This window comes from Curvibacter sp. GW821-FHT09D12 (genome assembly GCF_059416245.1).
This window is the reverse complement of the sequence record NZ_JBWKOU010000008.1, coordinates 18,188-41,393: the sequence shown is the minus strand read 5'-3', so window position 1 is coordinate 41,393 and position 23,206 is coordinate 18,188. Positions and strand designations below refer to the sequence as shown.

The following is a 23,206-nucleotide window of genomic DNA, read 5'->3' as shown; positions in this document are numbered from 1 at the left end:
GTCGGCGAAGCTGCGAATCGTCTCACTCTCTGCACCAGCAAGCGCTTGCCAGCCAGTGCCTGAACTTCGTTTTAGGAACCACCATGCTGCGCAAGAAGAAGCTCGCGTTGGCGCTGGGCATGGTCTGGGGCACGGCCCCGACCCTGCTGCTGGCCCAGACTGCACCACCGACACCGGCCGAGGCCACCCGCCTCGATGAGATCACGGTCAGTGCCACCCGTTCGGAGCGGCGGGTGGACAAGGTGCCCGCCACCGTGACCGTCATTCCGGCCGCCCAAATAGAACAAGGCGGCGCCCGCGACCTCAAGGATGTGTTCCGTGACGAACTCGACGTGTCCGTGCGTGCCGCGCCCACCCGCTTCACCGCTGCGGGGGCTTCCACGGGTCGGGCTGGCAACGAGGGCATCAACATCCGCGGCCTCGAAGGCAATCAGGTGCTGATGCTGGTCGATGGCATCCGCGTGCCCAACAGCTTCTCGTTCGGCTCGTTTGCCTCCGGTCGGGGTGACTACCTCGACGTCGATGGCATCAAGACCGTCGAAGTGCTGCGGGGCCCTGCGTCCACCCAGTTCGGCAGCGATGGGCTGGCCGGCGCAGTCAGCTTTCGTACCCTCGACCCGGGTGACCTGCTCAAGCCGGGACAGACCGTGGGGGGCTTTGCGCGCTCCAGCTATGCGTCGATCGACCGGTCCTGGTCCAACACCCTGGGGGTGGCCGGCGCCAATGAGCGTTGGCAAGGCATGCTGCTGGGCAGTTACCGCCAGGGCCACGAGGTGGGCAACCAGGGCAGCAACGATGTCTTGAATGCCAACCGCACCACCCCCAACCCGGTGGATTACAACAACCGCTACCTGCTGGGCAAGGCGTTTTTGAAAATCGACCCGACCCAGCAACTGGGCTTTACCTTCGAAACCCAGAAGCGCCAGCAAGACACCGAGGTCTACTCGGCCCGGGGCGTGGCGCCACTGAGTTCGACCAGTGTCATCGATCTGGATGCGCGCGACCGCATCGAACGCAACCGAGTCTCACTGGAGCATCGCTTCAACGACCTCAATGCCTTGGCCATTCAGCGCGCCGAAACCCGCGTCTACTGGCAGGACGCCAAGGTCAGCCAATACGGCGCTGAAGACCGCTACACCGCAGCGGATCGAACCCGCGATACCACCTACCGCAGCAAGGTGGCCGGTTTCTCGACCCTGGCCGAAAGCAATCTGACGGGCTGGCTCAACCAGCGCCTGACCTACGGCGCGGATTGGAGCCGCAGCAAGATCAGCGGGGTGCGCGACGGCACGGTGCCACCCTACGGTGAAAGCTTTCCGACCAAGCCTTTCCCGGACACCGACCACGTGCTGGCTGGCGCCTTTGTGCAAAGCGAGATCCAGGCTGGGGCGTTCAGCATCATCCCTGGCCTGCGCTTCGATCACTACAAGCTTTCACCGTCCACCGCGGGCTACAGCGGCACGGCTGTCAGCCTGTCTGGCCAAGCCGTCACACCGCGCTTGGGGGTGGTGTGGCCATGGGCACCTGCCTTTGCGCCCTATGGCCAGTGGGCCAAGGGCTTTCGGGCCCCCACGCCAGACCAGGTCAACAACGGCTTCAGCAACCTGGCCTCGGGCTACACCACCGTCGGCAATGCCCAACTGAAGGCCGAGCACGCCGACAGCCTCGAGTTGGGCTTTCGCGGCCGGCTGGATCGGGTGCGCTATTCGGTGGCGGCCTATGACAACCGTTACCGCGACTTCATCAGCCAGCAGGCTGTGAGTGGCGCCGGCACAGCGGCCAACCCCACGGTGTTTCAGTACATCAACCTCGCCAACGCCCGCATCCATGGCCTGGAGGCGCGCTCGGAGTGGACGCTGAGCCGAAGCTGGACGGGCACCGCCGGCCTGGCCTATGCCAAGGGTCACAGCGAAGCCAACGGTGTGAAAACCCCGCTGGACACGGTGCAGCCCTTCAAGCTGGTCCTGGGCCTGCGCCACGAGCAGGCCACCTGGGGTGCCCGCGCGCATTTGACTCACAGCGCCGGCAAGGCCCGCAGTGACATCTCGACCGGTGCGGCCCAGTTTGCCCCACCCGCCTACAACGTGCTGGACCTGGGATGGCACTGGAAAGTGCGACCCCAGGTGACCCTGAATGCCAACCTGAACAACGTCTTCAACGCCAAGTATTGGCGTTGGTCTGATGTCAGCGGCCTGGCCGCCAGCAGCACGGTGGCCGAGGCCTATACCGCACCGGGGCGCAACGCCCAGGTCTCTGTTCGTTACGACTTCTGAAGAAAGGATCCGCCATGTCCCACCTCCCCGACCTCGTGGCCGTACTGGATGAATGCCGGCAGTTCCCAGGACTGTTCCAGAGCCTGCATCTGGCCACCTGCAATGCCGACGCCGAGCCTGAGGCCAGTTATGCGGCTTACGTCGAGCACCAGGGTAGCTACTACGTCTACACCAGCGAGTTGTCTGCCCACACCGCCAACCTGGCGGCCAGCGGCCGCTGCTCGGTGATGTTCATCGAGAGCGAGGACCAGGCCCGGCACCTGTTTGCGCGGCGTCGCCTGACCCTGCAGTGTGCTGTCACCGAGTGCCCCCGCGGCAGCGCCGAGTTTGACCGGACGCTGGATCAGTTTGTCGAGCAGTTCGGTGCCTTCATGGCGATGCTGCGCAAGCTGACCGACTTTCACCTGTATCGCCTGCGCCCCCTCAGTGGCGCCTATGTGGCGGGCTTTGCCCAGGCCTACACCCTGGCGGGTGTTGGCTTGGGCGAGATCCGGCATCGGCGCGAACAAGGCCACCGCAGCCCCGATCAGGCCACGGCCACGGCCTTGGGCGCCTCGGCGCACTGACGCCAGCCACCGACTCGGCACCTTGCCCCCCTCAATCAGGAGCACTCATGAACGCTTCCCCCCAGACCCTCCGCGACGCCTTTCGCCTGCTGCGGCACGACGGCAAGGCCCGCCACCGAGACATCGCCCAGCAACTGCGTGTGTCCGAGTGCGAGTTGATCGCGGCGCACACTGGCCTGCCGCACGCCGATCCGCAAGCCCTGTTGAGCGCCACCCGCCTGCGCCCCCAGTGGCCGGCCATCGTCGAGGCCTTGCCCACCCTGGGCGAGGTGATGGCCTTGACCCGCAATGCCTCCTGTGTGCACGAGAAAACGGGCACCTACCAGCCCCCCTCCCTGCACGAACAGGTCGGCCTGGTGCTGGGCCCCGACATCGACCTGCGCTTGTACTACCAGGCCTGGGTCCATGGTTTTGCGGTCCAGGAGCAGACCCCTCAGGGCGTGCAGCGCAGCCTGCAGTTCTTCGATGCCGCGGGCATGGCCTTGCACAAGGTATTTCTGCGCTCCGCCAGCGATCTGCCAGCCTACACCCGCCTGGTGCAGGGGCTGGCCGATCCCGACCAGACTGCCCGCCTGGGCATGCAGGCGCCGCCCCCATGCGAGCCTGAGCGGTCTGACGCAGACATCGATGTGGCCGGCCTGCGTCAGGCCTGGGGCCGCTTGCGCGACACCCACGATTTCGTGGGCCTGCTGAGGGCTTTTGGCACCACGCGCACCCAGGCCCTGCGCCTGGCTGACCCCCGGTTTGCCCAGGCCGTGCAGCCCGAAGATGCTCAAGGTCTGTTGCAGGCCGCTGCCGCGCAGGGCTTACCGATCATGGTCTTCGTGGGCAATCCCGGCGCCCTCCAGATCCACACCGGCCCGGTGCGTCAGGTGGTGCTGATGGGCCCCTGGCTCAATGTGCTGGACCCGGGCTTCAACCTGCACCTGCGCGAGGACCACATTGCCAGCGCCTGGGTGGTCAGAAAGCCCACGGTGGACGGGCTGGTCAGCTCGCTGGAGCTGTTCGACAGCCAGGGCGACAGCATCGCCATGCTGTTTGGCGCCCGCCAACCCGGGCAGGCCGAGCGTTGCGAGTGGCGGGCCCTGCTCGACACCCTGACCGAGGAGCGCCGCCCATGCCTGGTGTGATGTCCCCGATCACAGGCCTCGGTGGGTTACTCCCCCGACGCCGCCATTGTCTGCAAGGTGGTTTGCTGGCTGCCGCATGGTTCACATCATCGGCCCGTGCCGCGCCGGCCAGGCAGCGCATTGTCAGTGTGGGCGGGGCGCTGACCGAGATCGTGTTTGCCCTGCAGGCCCAGGCCGAGCTGGTGGGGGTCGATACCACCTCGTTGTTTCCGGAGGCGGCCCAGAAGCTGCCCAGTGTGGGCTACGCCCGCACGTTGTCGGCCGAAGGGGTGCTGGCGCTGGCGCCGACGCGGGTCATCGCCACCGAGGATGCAGGTCCCCCGGGCGTGATCCGGCAATTGACGAGCGCCGGTGTCGAGGTTTCGGTACTGCCGGCGAGGCACCGCTTCGAGGGCCTGTGTGAGCGAGTTCAGCGTCTGGGCGAGCTGACCGGCCGGGTGGCCGAAGCCCGGGCGCTGCAGCAAGCGCTGGTTCAGCAGTGGACCCGGGTCCAGGCACAGATCGCCGAGCGGGCTGGCAAGCCACCCCGCGTCTTGTTTGTGCTGGCCCATGCGCCCAACCAGATCCTGGTGGCTGGTGCCGACACCAGTGCCCAGGCCATGCTCGACTACGTGGGGGCCCGCAACGCCATCAACGGCGTCAGCGGCTACAAGCCCCTGACGCCCGAAGCTGTCATTGCGGCCCAGCCAGACCTCGTGCTGCTGACCGACCAGGGCCTGAGCACCGCAGGCGGGGTGGACGGCATTCTTCGGCTGCCCGGTCTGGCACAGACCCCGGCAGGGCAGCAGCGGCGGGTGCTGGCCCTGGAAGCCATGTTCCTGCTGGGCTTTGGGCCCCGTCTGCCTGCCGCCGTGGCGGCGCTGGACAAGGCCATCGGCCGGGCGATGAAGACATGAGTGCGCCAGTCACTTGGACGGCAAGGGGCGGATCGTGCTGGCGGGCGTCGCCTGCACGGGTGCTGGGGGCAGCCTTGCTGCTGGCTGGGGTACTGGCCGCCCAAGCCGGCGCCGTGCCTGTGAGTGGGCATGACTGGTGGGCTCTGCTGGCGCCCGCAGGCGCTGGCACCGACGCGCCGCCCCGTTTGGGCGGTGGGGCCTATGTGTTGTGGCACATCCGCCTGCCCAGGGCGGTGTTTGCCCTGTTGGTGGGCGCCAGCATGGGGCTGGCCGGGGCTTTGACCCAGGGCCTGTTCCGCAACCCCTTGGCCGATCCCGGTTTGCTGGGCGTCAGTGCAGGGGCCGCCTGCGCAGCGGCCCTCACCATCGTGCTGGTCTCGGGCCCGGTGCTGGCATTGCCGCTGGCGTGGCGAGTCTGGTGCCTGCCGGCGGCAGCCTTTGCGGGTGCGCTGGGGGTGTGTTTCACGTTGGACCGTGTGGCTCGCTGGATCACGCCAGGTTCCATCTCGGGCCTGCTGCTGACCGGCGTGGCCCTGAATGCCCTGGCTGCCGCCATCATCGGCCTGTGCACCTATCTGGCCACGGACGAGCAACTCCGCAGCCTGTCGTTCTGGACTCTGGGCTCACTGGCCGGGGCCCAGTGGGGGCTGGTGCTGCTGATGGGGGCCTTGTTGTTGGCCGCCGCCTGGCCTTTGCGCCAGATCGTTCGCGCCCTGAATGCCCTGGCCCTGGGCGAAGCCGCTGCGGCCCATGTCGGGGTGGATGTGCAGCGTCTGCGCAGCCGGGTCATTGTGCTGGTGGCCGTGCTGGCCGGGTTCTCGGTAGCCTGGTGCGGCATGATCGGTTTCATCGGCCTGATCGCCCCGCACCTGGTCCGGGTCTGGGTGGGGGGCGATCAGCACCGGGTCTTGCCGCTGTCTTTGCTGATGGGGGGCCTGCTGCTGCTGGTGGCCGACACGCTGGCGCGCACCGTGGTCATCCCGGCAGAGGTCCCGGTGGGCATCTTCACGGCCTTGCTGGGCAGCCCGTTCTTTCTGTTTTTGCTGCGCGGGGCGCGCGGGCGGATGGCATGAGCCGGCTGTTGACCCTGGAGGCCGCCACCTTCGTCGTGGGCGAGCAGCGCTTCGGGCCTTTTTCGCTGCAAGTGGCTGCGGGCGAACGCATCGCCGTGCTGGGGCCCAGCGGGGCGGGCAAATCCACCTTTCTCAAGCTCCTTTCGGGCGAGCGTCGGCCAGCCGGTGGGCAGGTGCTGTTCCTGGGCCGAGCCACGGCCGATTGGCCATTGGCCGAGCTGAGCCAGCACCGGGCCGTGCTGCCCCAGGCGGGCGACGTGGCCTTCGGCCTGCAGACCGAACTGGTGATCGGCCTGGGGCGGGTGGCTCGCACGCACGACCCGCAGCGGGCCCGCATCGTGGAGGATGCGGCCAGGCTGGCCCACGCCGGCCACCTGCTGGGGCGTCGTTTCGATACCTTGTCAGGGGGCGAGCAGGCGCGGGTTCAACTGGCGCGCATCTTTGCCCAGTTGTGGGACCGCCAGCAGGGCCTGGTGCTGGTGGATGAGCCCCTGGCGGCGCTGGACCCGGGCCTGCAGTGTGAGCTGCTTGACAGCCTGGACCGCTACGCCAGCGCACGACAGCACGCCCTGGTGGCCATTCTTCACGACATCAATCAGGCCCTGGCAGGCTTTGACCGTCTGCTGCTGATCCGCCAGGGCCGCCTGGTGGCCGATCTGCCCGCCACAGCACCGGCGCTGCCGGCGCTGGAGGCGCTGTACGGCGTCAGCCTGAGTTGCTTCACCGATCGCCATGGGGCACTGGTGGTGGCGCCCTTGCGCCAACCCCGGAGCAAGCGGCCAGCGCAAGGACCGGCCGGAGAGGTTCGGGCATGACGCCGAGGCGACGGCGTCGCGAGTGGGTGGCGGCGGGCATGGCCCTGCTGATGCATGGGCTGGCGCTGCTGGGCCTGCTTCAGCTTGGGGGCCGATTGGCGCCGGTCGATCGCGCACGGGGATCGGCGCCCTTGGCGCTGGTCTGGGTGGCGCCCCCACCGGCCCAGGTCAACCACGCTGCCTTGAATCCCGTGTCCAGCCCACCCAGGCCAGCGACCCGTCCCGCCCGGCCCTCCAGTGCTCCGCAGCGGCCATTCTGGCGCCAGGCGAACAGTGAGGCGCCCTGGCAGGTGGAGCCTGCCCCGGGTCCGCAGAGCCAGTCCATGCCCGAAGGCCCGCCCTCCAGCCCCCTGGTCTCGGCGGGGCAGGGCACGCCGGCCGCGTCGGCACCGGCACCCCGCATCGCCCCCACCGTCGCCACCGCCCCCGCGGCCGTTCAGACCACCGAGCCTCATGTGGGCGCGCGCCCCGACTACGCCTACAACCCGCCGCCCGATTACCCGCTGGCGATGCGCGAGCAGGGGATCGCTGGCGTGGTCTGGTTGCGTGTCTGGGTGGATGGCGAGGGCCGCCCCGGTGAGGTCCGCCTGGCCCGAGGCAGCGGCTACCGCTTGCTCGACGATGCGGCCATGCGGGCCGTCAGGGATTGGCGCTTTGTACCGGCCCGAAGCGGCGATCAGGCGATCGCCAGCTGGGTTGAGTTTCCGATCCGCTTTGCGCTGCGCGGTTGAGTGCCTCCGGGCCCTGTTTCTGCGGCCTTGCGAGATCGATACCTGAGCTTGTGCAAGTGTTAACGCCCAGGTAACACGCGGCCATTAAGCTTTGAACCCAGTACCTTTTCAGGGAGTTTGAAGATGTTGTCGATTCGAAAATCCAGCCCCCCGCTGCTGGCCCTGGGCACCGCCCTGCTGATGAACCTCACGCTGGCCCAGGCCCAGACGGCTCCTGCTCCCGCAGTGGGGCCCACCTTTGGCCCGACACCGGCCCTGCAGCCCCATCGCCATGATGAGCTGCAGCATGCGCAGTTCCGCTTGAGCGAGCTGCAGCGCAAGCTGAGCCTGTCCCCCGAGCAGAAGAGTGCATGGGACACCTGGTCTGCGGCTGAGCTGCAGGCCTTGAAGCAAGGCATGGAGCAACACCAGGCCTGGCAGGCCGCCCACGTGCCGCAGGGCCAGCCCCCTGTCGAGCTGAGCGCACCGGAGCGCATGGCCCGGGCCATTTCGCAACTGCGCGACCACAAATACCTGCTGGATCAGCATTTGCAACAACTCGAAGCCGGCCAGGTGCGCACCCAGGCCTTCTATGACACGCTGGACGCCAAGCAGAAAACCATTTTCGATCTGTTGACGCAGCCCGGCCCGCATGGCCCCGGTCCTCACGGCATGGGGGGGCCTCTGGGGCATGAATCTGGGGGCGGCTTTCGTGCGGGCCCAGGCCTCGGCGCCCCCATGAAGGCGCCGCGCCGCCCCTGAAGGGCGAAAGCGGCCCCGGGGCCGTCCGGGTCAGCGGGGCACCACGAAGGTGGTCTTCTCCGTGATGCTCGTGGCGGGCCCGTTCTGGCCACTTTCACGGGTGATGCGCAATTGCAGCGGCAGCACCTGCCCTCGATGGCTTTCGGCTTCACCGGCCTCCAGGTTGAGGCGCAGCGCCAGGGTGCCGATGCCGGTGGCCGGCACGCTGAGCCCGGGCTCGCTGGCCAGCGTCAGCCCGGGCTGGCCCAGCACCTCCACCTTGAATTCATGGGCTTGCTCGGTGCTGTTGATCACCTGCAGCCGGTACACGTTCTCGATGCCACCGCGCCCCACCTGGCGGGCCAGTGTGCCGCGGTCCTTGATCACGTTCACCGCAAAGTCGTGCCGCTGCACCAGGCTCAGCGCAAAGCCCAGGCAGGTCAGCGACAGCAGTCCGGCGTAGATCAGCACGCGGGGGCGCAACACCCGCCGCAACAGGGCCGAGCGGGGCAGTTGCTGCTCCATGGCGTGGCCCGAGCTGTAGCGGATCAGCCCGGGCTGGTAGCCCATCTTGCCCATCACGTCGTCGCACACGTCGATGCAGGCGGCACAGGCAATGCACTCGTTTTGCAGGCCTTGGCGGATGTCGATGCCCGTGGGGCAGACCTGCACGCACAGGGTGCAGTCGATGCAGCTGCCCAACCCCAGGCTGGCCGGGTCGGCCTTGCGTGGGCGTGAGCCACGGGGTTCGCCGCGCCGGGTGTCATAGGCGATCACCAGTGAATCCATGTCGATCAGCGCGCTCTGGAACCGGGCGTAGGGGCACATGTACTTGCAGATCTGCTCACGCATATAGCCCGCGTTGCCGTAGGTGGCCAGGCCATAGAACAGCACCCAGAACCATTCCCAGGGCGAGAACGCACCCAGCGCGAGCTCGCTGCTCAACACACGGACCGGCGTGAAGTAGCCCACAAAGCTGAAGCCCGTGAACAGCGCCACGCCCACCCACAAGGCCTGCTTGAGCGCCTTGCGGCCGAGCTTGTGGGCCGACCACGGTGCGGCGTCCAGGCGCATGCGGGCCTGGCGGTCACCCTCCACCCGGCGCTCAATCCACAGAAAGATCTCGGTGTACACCGTTTGCGGGCAGGCGTAGCCGCACCACAGCCGCCCAGCCACCGCCGTGAAGAAGAACAGCGAAAGCGCCGCGATCACCAGCAAGGCGGCCAGGTAGATGAAGTCTTGCGGCTGCATCACCAGCCCCAGGATGTAGAAGCGCCGCTCCCCCAGATCGAACAGCACGGCCTGGCGCCCATTCCAGTTCAGCCAGGGCAGGCCATAGAAGAACAACTGGGTCAGCCACACCATCACCCAGCGCCAGCGAGCAAAGCGTCCGCTGACGGAGCGCGGGTAGACCTTGGCCTGGCTGGCATAGAGCGAGACCATTTCCGGCTCTGGGTCTTGGGCCGTGTCTGGCTGGATGGGGATCACACGGGGGCTTGTCATCTGGGCACCTGATCGGTTGTGAAATTCAAATGCATCTTTTATGCAACTTAAAAGGCAAAAAAAGGGTCGGCCTCAGCCGCCCTGGTGGTCATTGAAGGCTGAAATATGGGCCACCTGGAACACCCCTGACAGCGATTGCAACTCGGCCCGATGGCGACCCGCCAGGCGCTCCAGGCATTGCTCGCCCGCCTCGCTCAAGTGCACCTGCACCTGGCGCCGGTCGGTGGCGCTGGGTTGGCGCTCCACCAGGCCAGCGGTCTCGCAGCGCGACACCAGGGCGACCACCGCGTGGTGCACGGTCTGCAGGCGTTCGGCCAGTTCACCCACGCTGGCCCAGTGGCGGCCGGGTGTGCCTTTCACGTGCAGCATCAGCAGGTATTGCTGGGGCGTGAGCCCTTCGGATTGGGCGGCGTCTTCGCTGAAGCGCAGAAAGCGCCTGAGCTGATAGCGAAATTCGGACAGTGCTTCGTAGTCGCGCTTGTGCAGTGGCTCAGGGGCGGGTGGTGCAGTCATGGGGCTTTTCAAGGCTTCTCAGGGCTTTTCAATCGGCTTGAAATTATATATCGCGCTGTGATGTAATCCGTCGCCCGGCGCTGGGCTTGTCGAAGCACGCCCGGGGCTTGAATCACTTGCCGACCCACGGTCGGCCTACTTTCCGCACCATGAACACGTCTCTCTTCAGCTGGCTGCAGCGCCAGTGGCCTGCCGCATCCCCTGTCGACCCCATGGAACGCCTGCGCGCCAGTGCTGGTGCCCTGATCGGAATCCTGCTCACGGGCCTGATCAGCGCCTGGGCCCTGGGCACCAACATGGGCGCCTTGTGGTTGGCCGCGCCCATGGGGGCCTCGGCCGTGCTGTTGTTCGCGGTGCCCTCCAGCCCCTTGGCACAGCCCTGGTCCATCGTGGGCGGTAACCTGGTGGGGGCCTTGGTCGGGGTGAGTTGTGCGCGCTTCGTCGATGCCCCGGTGCTGGCGGCGGCGCTGGCCATTGCCCTGGCCATTGCGGCCATGTTTGCGCTGCGCTGCATCCATCCGCCATCGGGTGCGGTGGCGCTCACGGCGGTGCTGGGCGGTGCGCCGGTGCATCAGGCTGGCTATGGCTTCGTGCTCACCCCCGTGGGCCTGAACACCGCTTTGCTGCTGCTCATCGCCGTGCTCTACAACAAGGCGGTGGGCCGTCGTTACCCCCACACCGCCTTGCCGGATGCCCGCAGCGTGCACCACACGGAGGACCTGCGCCCCTCAGCCCGGCTGGGGTTCCGGCCCGATGACCTGGCCCGTGTGATGCAGGACTACAACCAGGTGCTCGACATCAGCCGCGATGACCTGGAGGCGCTGTTCCTGCAGACCGAGATGAAAGCCTTTCGCCGTCGCTTCGGCTCGGTGACTTGCGGGCAGATCATGTCGCGCGACGTGGTGTCGGTGGTGTTTGCCACCGAGTTGAGCCAGGCCTGGCGCCTGATGGAGCGCCACGCCTTGCCGGCATTGCCGGTGCTCGACCGGGTGCGGCGGGTGCAGGGCATCGTCACCCGAGCCGACTTTCTGGCCCATGCCCAGGCCCGGCGCTACCCGGGTCTGAGCCGGCGCCTGCAACGCCTGCTGCAGGCTTCGCCCTTCAGCCACAGCACCAAGGCTGAGGTGGTCGGGCAGATCATGAGCACCCAGGTTCGGACCGTGCTGGACACGCAGCCCATGGTCGAGCTGGTCCCGCTGATGTCGGATCAGGGGCTGCACCAGGTCCCGGTGGTGAACGCCGAGCACCGCCTGGTGGGCATGGTCACGCAGAGCGACCTGGTGGCCGCGCTATACGAGGCCAGTCTGGCACACCTGGATGATGGGGCGCAGCACCCAGGCTCCTGAATCCAGGGTGTCATGTCTGGTGTGTCCGGTCTGCTCGGTGGACAGGTGCCGGGCCTTCAGGCCGGCACGGCCTGGAAAGCCCGTGAAAAGTCGCAGCACGACTGGGCCAGCATGATCAAGGCCGATGTGAGCGTGCTGCGCACCTCGCCCTTGTACATGGCGACGTAGGGCACAGGGGGCAGGGCGGGCTCCACCTCGATGACCGACAGCATGCCCAGCTCTACCAGTGGGGCCATGCATTGACGCGGCAGGTAGCTGGCACCAAAACCCGACAGGGTCAGGCTGGTGAGCGCGATCAGGTTGCTGACCACGATCGCGTCGGTGGTTTCGATGCCCTGATCACGCAGCCAGGTGTCATAAAGGCGGCCGGTGCCCGAGCTGTCGCCCTGCACCAGCAAAGGCACTTGTGCCAGTTGGTGCAGGCGGCTTGTGTCAGCGGGGACCAGGCCAGGCTTGGCCATCCAGGCGCTGTCGACGTGTCCCACCACCTTGGAGCGCAGGCGGGTGTCGGCAAACGCATCGGGCACCAGGATCAGGTCAAGCTCATCGGCCAGCAGCTTGTCGCGCAGCGGCAGGCTGCCGTCGACATCGGGCTCCAGCTTCACTTTGGGGTAGTGCTCTTGCACCAGGGCCACCAGGCGGGGTAGCCAGGTCATGGCGGTGAGCTCGGTCACGCCGATGCGCAGCCGCCGCTCAATCACTTCGGGCTTGGCAAACTGCTCCACCGCCAGGTCTCGCTCCCTCAGCAGCTTGCGCGCCAGCAAAAACATTTCTTCACCTTTCTCGGTCAGGCGGGCCGCGCGCTGGCTGCGGTCGAACAGGGGGGTGTCGAACACCTGCTCCAGCTCATGCACCCGTTTGGACACGGCCGACTGCGTGGTGTGCAGCTTCTGGGCGGCCTGGGCAAAGCCCCCCAGCTGAACGATCCAATACAGGGCCTCGAGTTGCTTGAAGGTCATCATGGTGCGGGCGCGTATTCAAATCTCTTTATGGAATGTTAAAGCAGAACAAAAAATCGCTTTTTTTGAATTGAGGGGCGCACCAGAATTCACTCAACCGCCGTCGTCACCGTTGGCGGAGACCGAATCAACCACCCCGCCTGTTCCCTCGAATGGAGTCTCAGCACCATGAACCGCCTTGCCAAATTGCCACGGGCCCTGCTGCTCGGCGCAGCCTTTGTGTCCCTGCTTGCGTCTCAGGCCGCTTCGGCGCAGGACATTGACACGCTGCGCAAGATCAAGGACAGCGGGGTCATCCGCATCGGCAGCCGCGACAGCTCCATTCCGTTTTCCTATGTGGCCAAGGGTGGCAGCGATCCGATCGGCTTTTCCAATGACATCTGTCTGAAAATCGTCGATGCGGTGAAAGCCAGGCTCGGGTTGCCCGCGCTGCGGGTTGAGTACACCACCCTGACTTCACTCAACCGCATGCCCCTGATGCAGAACGGCACGGTGGATCTGGACTGTGCCACCACCACCAACTCGGTGGCGCGCCAGCAGCTGGTGGCCTTTGCGCCCAGCCACTTCGTCGCGGGCATCACCGTGGCAGTCAAAAAAGACTCGGGCATCAACAGCCTGGCCGATCTGGCGGGCAAGACGGTGGCCACCGTGGCTGGCAGCACCTCGATCCAGCTGTTGCGGGCCTACAAACGGGCCGAGAACGTCGAAGTGCAAGAGATCACTGGCAAGGACACGGCCGACGCCTTCCTGCTGCTGGCCAGCGGACGTGCCGTCGCATATGTGCTGGACGATGTGCAGCTGGCCGGCCTGATCGCCACTGCGCCGCGGCCGGGCGACTTCCGCATGCTGCACGACGTGGTGTTGCGCCAGGAGCCCTACGGCATCATGTACCGCAAGAACGATCCGCAATTCCAGGCGGTGGTCGACGATACCGTCACCCAGTTGATGAAATCGGGCGAGATCGAGCGCCTGTACGCCCGCTGGTTTACCCAGCCGATCCCGCCCAGCAACATCAATCTGAACTTCCCGATGACCGAGGCCATCCGCGAGGCCTATCGCAACCCCAGCAAGAAGGGGGTCTGAACATGACAAGCACGGCCGCCGCGTACCCTCAGGGGCTGCTGTTCCCGCCCGCGCTGATGCAGGCGGTGCGCGAGCGCTTTCTGCAGATTGAGCACGATCACCTGGGCCGCCCGCGCCTGTACTTTGACAACGCCGGCGGCTCGTTCCGGCTCAAGGCGGCCGTCGAGCGCTTTGCGCTGATCGATGCCGTGCCCGACAACACCGAGCGCATCCACCCGGTGGCGCGTGAGCTGCAGGCCATTCAGGCCGCGGGCACGGATGACTTCCGCATGATGCTACAGGCCGAAGGCGGCACCGTCTTCGCCGCGTTGACGGCATCGGCTGCCATGTTCGACATGGTTCGGGCCATTGTGCAGAACGTGCCCGGCGGCAATCTGGTGACCACGGTGCTGGAGCATCCATCCTCCTACGACGCCATGGAACGCTATGCCCGAGAAACCGGGCGCGAACTGCGGGTGGCGCCCAGCAACCCGCTGACTGGCGGGGTGGATGTCGACGCCATCGTGGGCCTGGTGGACACCGACACGGTGTTGCTCAACGTGATCTATGCCTCCAACATTTCGGGGGCCAAGCTCGATCTTGAGCAGATCGTGGCCCGGGCGCGGGCCATCAAGCCCGAGCTCTACATCGTGGTCGATGCCGTGCAGCATGCGCCCCATGGGCTCATCGATTTGCGCAAAACCCCGGTGGATGGCATCAACCTGGCTCCTTACAAGTTTTTTGGCTGCCGCGGCTCGGGCCTGGCCTGGTTGTCTGATCGCGCCGCCTTGCTGCCCCACCACAAGCTGGCAGGCAAGAGCGCCAACTTCTGGGACCTGGGCAGCTCTTCGCCCTGGCAGTTTGCCGTGCTGAAGGAAGTGGCCGACTACGTGTGCTGGCTGGGCGAACAGGCCGCACAGGAACTGCCCGAGTGGCGGCCTGCGGCAGAGGCGACGCTGTCGCGTCGCGCGCTGTTCGAGGCCGGCATGGAGCGCATTGCGTTGCACGAGCGGGCCCTGCTGGCCCGACTGCTGCTGGGCAGCCAGGCGCAGCCCGGCTTGCGGGCCATGGCGGGCGTGCAGGTTTACCTGGACCATGACGACCTGACCCGCCGCGACCTCATCATTGCGTTGGGTGTGAACGGCCTGGACTGCACTCGTGCCGTGCACGAATACGGCTTGCGTGGCGTGACCGTCTACGAACGCAGTGTGGCCAGCCTGTATTCGCGCCGCATGCTGCAATCCCTCGGCCTGCAGGGCGCGGTGCGGGTCTCGCCTTTGCATTGCAACAGCCCTGCGGAGGTGGATGCGTTCTTGCGCATCACGCAAGAATTGGCGCAGAGCCAGCTTGGCGTGGGCTGAGGCCTCATGCCTGCTGTCTTGCACAGGCCTGAGCGCTTGATGGCTGGATGTCCTGAAATTTGATTTACATCAAATTTGGGGCCGACAGGGCTCGCCGTAGTTCCAATGGAGGAGGGGCAAATCGCCCGGTCTTGCCTACCATCCGTTGCATGTATGCGGGGTGTTCCGCATCGGCTCTGACAGGGGGATGGCATGGGCAAATTCAGTGACATGAAGATCGGGGTTCGCCTGAGCCTGGGCTTTGGCCTGCTCATGGTGATGATGATGGGCATGGCCCTGATCAGCGGATGGCGTTTCACGCAGGTGCGTGACATCAATCAACGCCTGGTCGACAAAGACTGGGCCAAGGTCGAGGCCATCCATGCGGTGGACGTGGGCACCCGGGCCAACGCGCGACGCACCATGGAACTGGTGCTTGGGGTCGAAGGGCCTCAGCGCGACATCCTCCGTGAGCGGATCGAGCACACCAAGCGCGACATCACCGAAGCCTTGGGAGCCCTGGATCGCCTGATCTACCGGGCTGAAGGTCGGGCCCTGATGCAGGCGTTGCAGCAGGCCCGCGAGCGCTATGTGGCTTCGTTTTCGCGCGTGATGCAATTGGTCGAAAGTGGCCAGCGCGAACAGGCCGCCACCTTGCTGCAACACGAGACGCTGCCGGCCCTTGATGCCCTGCAAGCCCCCATCAACCACCTCAATCGGCTGCAGAAGTCATTGGCTGACCTCAGCGCGCAGGAGGTACTGGAAGCCAGCAACGAGTCTCGCCTGCTGATGGCTGTGCTGGGCGGTTTGGGCTTGTTCTGCGGCGTCGGTCTGTCGGCTTGGCTGACGCGTGACATCACCGTTCCGATGGGACAGGCCCTGCTGCTGGCCCGGCATGTGGCTCAGGGTGACCTGAGCCGCCGCATCGAAACGACCCGCCGTGACGAGATCGGCCAGTTGCAGGCGGCACTGCACGAGATGAGCCGCAGCCTGCATCACGTGGTCAGTCAGGTCCGAGGTGGCACCGAGGCCATGGCCACGGCCACGCGCCAGATTGCCGCCGGCAACCTGGACCTGTCGTCGCGCACCGAAGAGCAGGCCAGCGCCCTGGAGCAGACCGCGGCCTCCATGGAGCAATTGGCTGCCGCCGTGCGGCAGAACGACGACAGCGGTTTGCGTGCCCACCGCCTGGCCGAGTCGGCTGCCAAGGTGGCGGTGCAGGGCGGCCAGGTGGTGGCCGAGGTGATTCAGACCATGGAGGCCATCGACAGCTCATCCAAGCGCATTGCCGACATCATCGGCGTGGTCGATGGCATCGCCTTCCAGACCAATCTGCTGGCACTCAATGCGGCGGTCGAGGCAGCCCGTGCCGGTGAGCAAGGGCGTGGCTTTGCCGTGGTGGCCAGCGAAGTGCGGCAACTGGCTGGCCGGGCAGCGGATGCGGCGCGCGAGATCCGGCACCTGATCGACACCTCGGTGGTCCATGTGGGCGCGGGCTGTGCCCAGGTTGAACGCGCCGGCAGCACGCTGGACGAAACCGTGGTCAGCGTGCGCCGGGTGGCGGACTTGATGCGTGAAATCTCGCTGGCCAGCCGCGAACAGAGCACCGGTATCGACCAGGTCTGCCAGGCGGTGGGCCAGATGGACCAGGTCACCCAGCAGAACGCCGCCCTGGTCGAAGAAGCGGCCGCGGCAACCCAGGCGCTGGAGCAGCAGGCCCAGTCCCTTGATGGCACGGTGCGGTTTTTCAAGCTCGCCTGAGGGCATGACACCGTCCGGCCCGCTTCAACCCAGGAGATCCTGAATGGCTTACTTTGAATGGGCCGACGATCTGGTGATCGACCACGGCCCCATCGACCGCGACCACCGGCATCTGGTCGATCTGGTCAATCAGTTGCACACCGCCACCAGCCAGGGGCGGGGGCGTGAGGTAGTGCAAGGGGTGCTTGATGCATTGCTGGCCTACACCCGAGATCACTTGAACCGTGAAGAGGCCCTGATGCGTAGCGTGGGGTTTCCGCACCTGGAGCAGCACCAGATCGGTCACGCCCATTTCATCGGCCAGCTCGAGGCATTGAAGCGGCAGTACGAGGCCGGCAGCATCACCGTGGCGTCGCAGCTGTCCAGTGTGCTGCGCGATTGGCTGTCGCTGCACATCCGGCGTTCTGACAAAGAGGCGCGGGCGTTTGTGCGGAAAAAGCCGGGGGCGTGAAGGCGTGAGCCGTGCAGAACGAGCTGGGGGCTCAATCCGCTGGGTGGTAGGGCGTGCCTCTCATCGCGGGCGTCCCCTGGCGTTGCGCTGAGTCAAGTCGTTGGCCGAGTCGGCCCGACGCGATTCATGCGGGCGCCCATGTTCCCGCCTTCTCAAGCCGCTGTGCAGCGGCTCTCAGAACACTCTCGAAGGTCTGGGCCTGTGCTTTGACCGCTGCGCCACGGCGAGTCACAACGAAGAGCTCAAGGTGCACGGCTGGCTCTTCCAGCAACTCGACAGTCAGGCCATGCCGCAGACACTCGGCCATCACGATGGAGGGCACGACGGCGTGCCCCATGCCGGCTTCGACCATGGCGATCAAAGAACCCAGAAAGTTCATCGTCATGCGCTCCCCCGTGCGGGCCAGACGGCGCGGCAGGTGGCTTTCGATCACCGCCTGGATCGGGTTGTCGGCAGGCAGGCTCAGCAAGTTCACGTCGGCCAGGCTGCGCCAGGTCCGGCGACCTCGTTGGCTGGCAGATCCCACCCCCGGTGGGCTGATGCAGACCAGCCGGAAACGGCACAATGGCTCGCGCAGAAGGCTGGGGGCGGCCTTGACGAAAAAGCCCAGACCCAGGTCGGCCTCCCCCTGGATGACCGCGTCATGGACCGCCCCCACGGGAAGATCGGCCAAACGCATCCTCACGCCAGGGTGGTCGCGGCTGAATTCACCAAGGACCTGGGGCAACAGACTCGCGGCGACGATGGGGGTGGCCGCGATGTCCAGGCGTGAACGCAAGGCCTCCTCGGTGCCGCGCACGGCCTCACCCAGGCCATGCAATTCCTCAAGAATGCGTTCGGCCACCGGCACCAGGCGCAGACCGGCCTCGGTCAATGCCACCGAACGCGTGGTGCGCTCAAAGAGCTGGGCCCCAACCTGGCGCTCCAGCTCCTTGACGAGCATGCTCACCCCAGACGGTGACAAGTGCACGCTGTGGGCTGCCTTGGCAAAGTTCTGATGGCGGGTGATTTCCAAAAACGCCATGAGCTGGCGGCTGTCGACATTGATCAAAATTTTTGAAGAATTAAGCAGAATATTTCGTTTGATTTATATCAAAAAAGCGTTTGGAATCCATCCCGTCGTCAACCTTTGTCACACCATGTCCTCAAGCCCCGTTGTATTCGGCGAACTGTCTCGTCGTCAGGCCCTGCTGGCCGGGGCCTCCGCCCTGTTCCTGCCCCGGGTGGCCGCTGCAGCCGAAGCCCCTGGCCCGTCCACGATTCGGTTGGTGGTGCCTTTCACCCCCGGCACGGGCATCGACCTGATCGCCCGCCAACTGGCCGCGCCCTTGTCGGCCCGGCTCAAGTGCCAGGTCTACGTCGACAACAAGCCTGGTGCCTCGGGCAACATTGGCACCCAGGAGGTGATCCGGGCCACACCCGACGGCAGCACCCTTCTGGTGACCGTCAACACCCTGGTGATCAACCCCTCGCTTTACCCGAAACTCGGCTTCAACCCCTTGCAGGATCTGGCGCCGATCACCCTGACCAGCCGTGGTCAACTGCTGTTGGTGGTGGGAAGCAGCAAGAAGGTGGACTCTTTGGCCGGCCTGATCAGCTACGCCAAAAGCCATCCAGGCGAGCTCAACTACGGCTCACCAGGTGCCGGCACGCCCCATCACCTGGCCATGGAACTGCTCAAGGCCCGGACGAAGATCGCGCTGACCCATGTGAGCTACCGCGGCACAGCGCCTGCCCTCACCGAACTGCTGGGGGGGCAGATCGACCTGATGTTCCTGCCCATTCATGTGGCACTGCAGCATGTCAAGAGCGGCAAGTTGCGCGCTTTGGCCATCAGCTCTGACCAATCCTCACGGTTGCTGCCCGAGGTGCCGCCCCTGCGCAGCCTCAACCTCGGCGACTTGAACGTGGACATGTGGTATGGGTTACTCGGGCCGGCCGCCACCCCTCCGGCCTTCATCCAGCGTGTCAACCAGGAGGTCAAGGCCATCCTGGCGCAGCCCGATGTCAGCACGGCCTTCGAAAGCCAGGGCATGACCCCTGAATCCAGCAGCCCCCAATCCCTGCAGCAGACCATGCAAGCCGACGCCCGGCGCTGGGGCGACCTGATCCGTGAGCAGGGCATCACCGCCGACTGAGCTGGCATCGACCCGCAACAGCCTGGCCTACCCAGCGCTGACCCACAGAAAAACGCCAATCGAGAACAAGGACAAGAACATGGACACCGACATCATCATCGTGGGGGGAGGGCCCGTCGGCATGGGCCTGGCCATCGAGCTGGGACAGCGCGGCGTGCCCTGCACCGTGGTGGAGCGCCACCTGCAACCTCAGCCCATCCCCAAAGGGCAGAACCTGACCCAGCGCACCCTGGAGCACTTCCATGCCTGGGGCGCCGAGCCGGCCCTGCGGGCTGCGCGAACCATCCCGCCCACCTATGGCATTGGAGGGTTGACGGCCTATGGCACCCTGCTCGGGCCCTATGCCTATGACTGGCTGCAACGCGATCTGGTCAAGCCTTTCTACTTCACGGCCAACGAACGGCTGCCGCAATACGCCACTGAGGCGGTCATGCGCAGCAGGGTGGCCGAGATCCCGGGCATCCGGACCCTGTATGGCTGGGACGCCGACAGCGTGCTGCAAGATGCGGATGGCGTCAGTGTCATCGTGCGGCCCCGCGATGGGGGCGCCAGTCAGCAACTTCGTGCCCCTTATCTCGTGGCCTGCGATGGCGCCCGATCCCGGGTTCGGGAGCAGGTGGGTATCCACCAGACCCGCACCGACCACGACAGCCTCATGGTGCTGCTCGTCTTTCGCTCGGCCCAGCTCAATCAGCGCATGCTGGAGCGCTACCCTGGCAAGTCCTATTTCAACGTGCTGCATCCTCAGTTGAAGGGCTACTGGAAGTTCTTCGGGCGTGTCGACTTGCAAGGTCAATGGTTCTTCCATGCCCCTGTGCCGGCCGGCACCACGGCGGACAACTTCGATTTCAAGGCCTATCTTCAGGAGGCCGTGGGCGAGTCCTTCGATGTCGATTTCGATCACATCGGCTTCTGGGATCTTCGATTCATGCTGGCCGATCAGTACCGCCAGGGGCGCGTTTTCGTGGCCGGTGATGCTGCGCACAGCCATCCGCCGTATGGGGGGTATGGCATCAATTCAGGTCTGGAAGACGCCCGCAATCTGGGCTGGAAGCTGGCCGCGCATCGGCAAGGCTGGGGCGGCGAGGCCCTGCTGGCGTCCTACGACGCGGAGCGTCGCCCCGTGTTCGCCTCCACGATCGAAGACTTCATTGCCCGCTCCATTGCCACCGACCGCGACTTTCTGGCCGCATTCGATCCTCAACAGGACCGGGCTGCCTTCGAGCAGGCTTGGCAGGCCCGCGCACAAGGGGCGGTGGGCGAGGTCCATGCCTTTGAGCCTCATTACGAAGGCTCCCCGCTCATCACGGGCGGGCCGAGCGCGGCCGCTTGCAGCGCCAAGGGCTCGCATCAATTCAAGGCCCGTGCAGGGCATCATCTGGCACCCGCTGCGCTGCCCGATGGGCGCAATGTGTTCGAGGCCCTGGGCAGCGGCTACACCTTGCTGGCCCTGGGGGCCGCCACCGAAGCCGTGCAGGCACTGCAAGACGCGGCCACCCGTGCAGGCCTGCCCCTGACGCTGATCGCAGCCCCGCGAGAGCAGGAGCTGATCCGCTACGAGGCGCCCCTGATCCTGGTGCGTCCCGATGCCTTTGTGGCCTGGGCTGGCGACAACGCCGAAGCACAGGCCCAGGCCGACGCCGTGATGACACGGTTGCGTGGCGCGTGAGCGCGCCCTCACTGCATCAGCGCTGACCCCGCTTGCTCCAGCGCCACGCCCTGCACCGGCCAGCGGGCGGCCAGCACCAGCAATTGCTGGCGCAGCGCTGTGATCCAGGCGCTTTGCCGCATGGCCTGGGCCACGGCGTCGCGCACCTGTTCGAACTCGGGGTGCTGGCCGGGCTCTCGGGCCAAGACCTCCACCACATGCAGGCCGAAGCGCGAATGCACCAGGCGTGGCAGCACCCCCACGTGGGCCCGGTCTGCGTCCTGGCCCAGCAGTTCGCGGGCCAGTTCGGGGGCGCAATCGGCTTCGCTCAGCCAACCCAATTCGCCCCCATGCTGTCCGCTGGGGCAATTCGACAGGGCGGCGGCCTGCTCGGCAAAGTGTTGCGGCTCTGCGCGCAGGCTCAGCAAGGCCTGCTCGGCGCGACCGCGCAGCGCCTTGACATCAGTGCCCGGGGTGACCGCAAACAGGATGTGGCGGGCCTGCACCCGCTCGCCCACGGCATAGCGGGCGCGGTGTGCGGCATGGTAGCGGCGGCAGGCCGCTTCGTCGGGGTCGGGTACTTGAAGGTTCTGCTCCAGCCACTGGTCGATGGCATCGGCCGCGGCCTCGCTGAGCACGCCGTCATGGGGGGCCGGGTCGCTGTCGGGCAACAGGCCGTCGGCCATGGCCGCGAGGCGCAGCAGGGCCAGGCGGGCACGCTGGTGCCGCTCGGCCTCGCTGAGGTCGTTGCGGTCCTGGTCCAGGCGCTGGCCGGCCACGCTCAGGGGGAGGGGCTGTGGGGTGGTGGGTGCCATGGGGCGTTCCTTGATCAAAAGCTCGCCGGCTCAAAGGCCGATCTTGCGGCTGCGCACGATCTGCCAGGGGCGGGCCACATAGCCGGCCGAGGCAAAGCCGCTCCACACATGCACCAGGCGGGTGAACGGGAAGAGGGCGAACAGGCTCATGCCCATGAACATGTGCAGCTTGAACACCGGCGATACGCCCGCGATCAGGCTGGCTGCATCGCCCTGGAACGTCACGATGTGCCGTGCCCAGGCCATCAGCAGCAGCATGGTGGCGCCATCGCTGTGTTGCAGCGACAGCGGCACGGTGGACAGGCCCAGCAGCAGGGTGGCCAGCAGCCAGAACAGCACCACGAAGTCGCGCTTGCGCGAGGTGGCGCGCACCCGGGTGTTGCCCAGGCGGCGGCGGATCAGCAGCAGCAGGCCCACCAGACCCAGGCTACCGAGGGTGCCCCCGGCCACCACGGCCAACAGCTGCTTCTGCGCCGGGCTCACGCCCAGGGCGTGCACGATCTCGGGCGGCGTCAGCATGCCGAACAGGTGACCGAAGAACAGGCCGATCACCCCCACGTGGAACAGGTTGGAGCCCCAGCGCAGGCTGCCTGAGGCCAGCATCTGGCTGGATTCACTGCGCCAGCTGTACTGCTCGCGGTCGAAGCGGATCAGGCTGCCCAGCAGAAAGATCACGCCACAGAGGTAGGGGTAGATGCCGAAGACGAATTGATGGCTGAGGCTCATGACAAGGCTCCTCGTGTGGGGGCAGCCCCGGTGCGGGGCATGAAATGGATGGGCTGGCTGTCGCCAGGCTTTTGCTGGCCCGGGCTGCTGCAGCCGGCAAAGGCTTCGGGCTCGGCCCAGCTGTCGTCCATGGCGGGTTCGGCCACCAGGGGGCGCGCCACCAGGGCTTGCCCTCCCAGCTCCAGCACAGCGGCCACAGCCTGGGCATAGGCGCTCTGGCGGCCCTCCAGGGCGTCGTGCACGCTGTTGAGGATGTGGGCAAACTCGCCAATGAAGTCGCAGCAGGCCTCTGGTGGCAGGGTGGAGGCGAACTCCAGGACCACCGGCAGGTAGTCAGGCAGCTCGCCGTCACTGCGGGCCGGGTCCAGGTAAAGGCCGCCTTGCTCGTAGGTCTGCAGCAGGTCGATCATGGCCGGGCCCCGGTCGCGCGAGTCACCGTGCACGTGCTCAAACAGGTGCAGCGAGGTGGCTCGCCCACGGTCGAACAGGTCGACATAATCGCCTTCAACCTCCAGCGGGTGGTTTTGCAGCAGGGCCTGGGTCAGGGCCAGCAGCCCGGCTCGGCGCTCGGTCGACAGCGCCGCATCAGTTTGCAGCGCAGCCTCGATCTCCGGCAACACCTGCCGCAAGGTGGCGTCGGGGTAGGTCAGCAGATGAGCCAGGGCGCGCAGGCTGCGGGCCCGGGGGTTGGACGCCGGGGTCGCAGGGGCCGTGGAGGCTGGATGATGGGGCGTGTTCAT

At 66.4% G+C, this 23,206-nt stretch carries 22 protein-coding genes; 15 read left to right on the top strand and 7 right to left on the bottom strand.

The window, feature by feature from the left end; genetic code table 11:
* Nucleotides 1-83 precede the first annotated feature (83 nt).
* From AC07PT_RS14525 to AC07PT_RS14490, 8 genes are all read left to right on the top strand, one after another.
* On the top strand, nt 84-2,273 hold the full coding sequence (locus tag AC07PT_RS14525) for a TonB-dependent hemoglobin/transferrin/lactoferrin family receptor (RefSeq protein ID WP_494657064.1): 2,190 nt from the start codon (nt 84-86) through the stop codon (nt 2,271-2,273).
* 14 nt (nt 2,274-2,287) lie between these two features.
* A complete protein-coding gene (locus AC07PT_RS14520; RefSeq protein ID WP_494657063.1) occupies nt 2,288-2,839 on the top strand; it encodes a HugZ family pyridoxamine 5'-phosphate oxidase in 552 nt (183 codons plus the stop codon).
* Between the two features lie 47 nt (nt 2,840-2,886).
* Nucleotides 2,887-3,969: a hemin-degrading factor gene (locus tag AC07PT_RS14515; RefSeq protein ID WP_494657062.1), complete on the top strand. Its 1,083-nt coding sequence runs from the start codon at nt 2,887-2,889 to the stop codon at nt 3,967-3,969.
* 62 nt (nt 3,970-4,031) lie between these two features.
* Nucleotides 4,032-4,865: a heme/hemin ABC transporter substrate-binding protein gene (locus tag AC07PT_RS14510; RefSeq protein ID WP_494657061.1), complete on the top strand. Its 834-nt coding sequence runs from the start codon at nt 4,032-4,034 to the stop codon at nt 4,863-4,865.
* Complete coding sequence (locus AC07PT_RS14505; protein ID WP_494657060.1) at nt 4,862-5,938, top strand: FecCD family ABC transporter permease; 1,077 nt, start codon at nt 4,862-4,864, stop codon at nt 5,936-5,938. The genes AC07PT_RS14510 and AC07PT_RS14505 overlap by 4 nt, the downstream gene beginning before the upstream one ends.
* Nucleotides 5,935-6,753, top strand: coding sequence for an ATP-binding cassette domain-containing protein (locus AC07PT_RS14500; RefSeq protein WP_494657059.1), 819 nt, complete (start codon nt 5,935-5,937; stop codon nt 6,751-6,753). Before AC07PT_RS14505 ends, AC07PT_RS14500 begins: the two co-directional genes overlap by 4 nt.
* Nucleotides 6,750-7,484 (top strand): energy transducer TonB, encoded by a 735-nt coding sequence (locus AC07PT_RS14495; protein WP_494657058.1) that lies wholly within the window; start codon nt 6,750-6,752, stop codon nt 7,482-7,484. Before AC07PT_RS14500 ends, AC07PT_RS14495 begins: the two co-directional genes overlap by 4 nt.
* Before the next feature lie 123 nt (nt 7,485-7,607).
* Nucleotides 7,608-8,225, top strand: a complete 618-nt coding sequence (locus tag AC07PT_RS14490; protein ID WP_494657057.1) for a hypothetical protein — start codon at nt 7,608-7,610, stop codon at nt 8,223-8,225.
* 30 nt (nt 8,226-8,255) lie between these two features.
* Here the strand turns inward: AC07PT_RS14490 and ccoG are convergent, their stop codons facing one another.
* Nucleotides 8,256-9,707 (bottom strand): cytochrome c oxidase accessory protein CcoG, encoded by a 1,452-nt coding sequence (gene ccoG / locus AC07PT_RS14485; RefSeq protein ID WP_492345977.1) that lies wholly within the window; start codon nt 9,705-9,707, stop codon nt 8,256-8,258.
* Nucleotides 9,708-9,779: 72 nt separating this feature from the next.
* The gene (locus AC07PT_RS14480) at nt 9,780-10,220 is read right to left on the bottom strand and encodes a MarR family winged helix-turn-helix transcriptional regulator (protein WP_492345976.1); all 441 of its coding nucleotides are present in this window, start codon (nt 10,218-10,220) and stop codon (nt 9,780-9,782) included.
* 149 nt (nt 10,221-10,369) lie between these two features.
* On the opposite strand from AC07PT_RS14480, the gene AC07PT_RS14475 reads away from it, so the two are divergent.
* Nucleotides 10,370-11,566: an HPP family protein gene (locus AC07PT_RS14475; RefSeq protein WP_494657056.1), complete on the top strand. Its 1,197-nt coding sequence runs from the start codon at nt 10,370-10,372 to the stop codon at nt 11,564-11,566.
* Between the two features lie 56 nt (nt 11,567-11,622).
* On the opposite strand, the gene AC07PT_RS14470 is transcribed toward AC07PT_RS14475, so the two are convergent.
* Nucleotides 11,623-12,528, bottom strand: coding sequence for a LysR family transcriptional regulator (locus tag AC07PT_RS14470; RefSeq protein ID WP_492345974.1), 906 nt, complete (start codon nt 12,526-12,528; stop codon nt 11,623-11,625).
* A 165-nt stretch (nt 12,529-12,693) separates the two neighbouring features.
* Here AC07PT_RS14470 and AC07PT_RS14465 point away from each other — a divergent pair, with 165 nt between their 5' ends.
* From AC07PT_RS14465 to AC07PT_RS14450, 4 genes are all read left to right on the top strand, one after another.
* Nucleotides 12,694-13,608: an amino acid ABC transporter substrate-binding protein gene (locus AC07PT_RS14465; protein WP_492345973.1), complete on the top strand. Its 915-nt coding sequence runs from the start codon at nt 12,694-12,696 to the stop codon at nt 13,606-13,608.
* A gap of 2 nt (nt 13,609-13,610) precedes the next feature.
* Entirely contained in the window at nt 13,611-14,948 is a 1,338-nt protein-coding gene (locus tag AC07PT_RS14460) for an aminotransferase class V-fold PLP-dependent enzyme (protein ID WP_494657055.1), read from the top strand.
* A 192-nt stretch (nt 14,949-15,140) separates the two neighbouring features.
* The gene (locus AC07PT_RS14455; protein WP_494657054.1) at nt 15,141-16,688 is read left to right on the top strand and encodes a methyl-accepting chemotaxis protein; all 1,548 of its coding nucleotides are present in this window, start codon (nt 15,141-15,143) and stop codon (nt 16,686-16,688) included.
* Between the two features lie 43 nt (nt 16,689-16,731).
* Nucleotides 16,732-17,139: a bacteriohemerythrin gene (locus AC07PT_RS14450; RefSeq protein ID WP_492345970.1), complete on the top strand. Its 408-nt coding sequence runs from the start codon at nt 16,732-16,734 to the stop codon at nt 17,137-17,139.
* 124 nt (nt 17,140-17,263) lie between these two features.
* Here AC07PT_RS14450 and AC07PT_RS14445 read toward each other — a convergent pair whose 3' ends face one another.
* On the bottom strand, nt 17,264-18,163 hold the full coding sequence (locus AC07PT_RS14445) for a LysR family transcriptional regulator (RefSeq protein ID WP_492345969.1): 900 nt from the start codon (nt 18,161-18,163) through the stop codon (nt 17,264-17,266).
* 115 nt (nt 18,164-18,278) lie between these two features.
* Between AC07PT_RS14445 and AC07PT_RS14440 the strand changes: the two genes are divergently transcribed.
* Both AC07PT_RS14440 and AC07PT_RS14435 read left to right on the top strand, forming a co-directional pair.
* Nucleotides 18,279-19,277, top strand: coding sequence for a Bug family tripartite tricarboxylate transporter substrate binding protein (locus AC07PT_RS14440; RefSeq protein ID WP_494657053.1), 999 nt, complete (start codon nt 18,279-18,281; stop codon nt 19,275-19,277).
* A gap of 79 nt (nt 19,278-19,356) precedes the next feature.
* Entirely contained in the window at nt 19,357-20,946 is a 1,590-nt protein-coding gene (locus AC07PT_RS14435; protein ID WP_494657052.1) for an FAD-dependent monooxygenase, read from the top strand.
* 8 nt (nt 20,947-20,954) lie between these two features.
* Here the strand turns inward: AC07PT_RS14435 and AC07PT_RS14430 are convergent, their stop codons facing one another.
* Genes AC07PT_RS14430 through narJ form a run of 3 tightly spaced genes read right to left on the bottom strand, consistent with a single transcriptional unit; the run spans nt 20,955 to nt 23,206 of the window.
* Complete coding sequence (locus AC07PT_RS14430; protein WP_494657051.1) at nt 20,955-21,740, bottom strand: peptidylprolyl isomerase; 786 nt, start codon at nt 21,738-21,740, stop codon at nt 20,955-20,957.
* Nucleotides 21,741-21,770: 30 nt separating this feature from the next.
* Complete coding sequence (narI, locus tag AC07PT_RS14425; protein ID WP_492345965.1) at nt 21,771-22,466, bottom strand: respiratory nitrate reductase subunit gamma; 696 nt, start codon at nt 22,464-22,466, stop codon at nt 21,771-21,773.
* Nucleotides 22,463-23,206 (bottom strand): nitrate reductase molybdenum cofactor assembly chaperone, encoded by a 744-nt coding sequence (gene narJ / locus AC07PT_RS14420; RefSeq protein ID WP_494657050.1) that lies wholly within the window; start codon nt 23,204-23,206, stop codon nt 22,463-22,465. Before narJ ends, narI begins: the two co-directional genes overlap by 4 nt.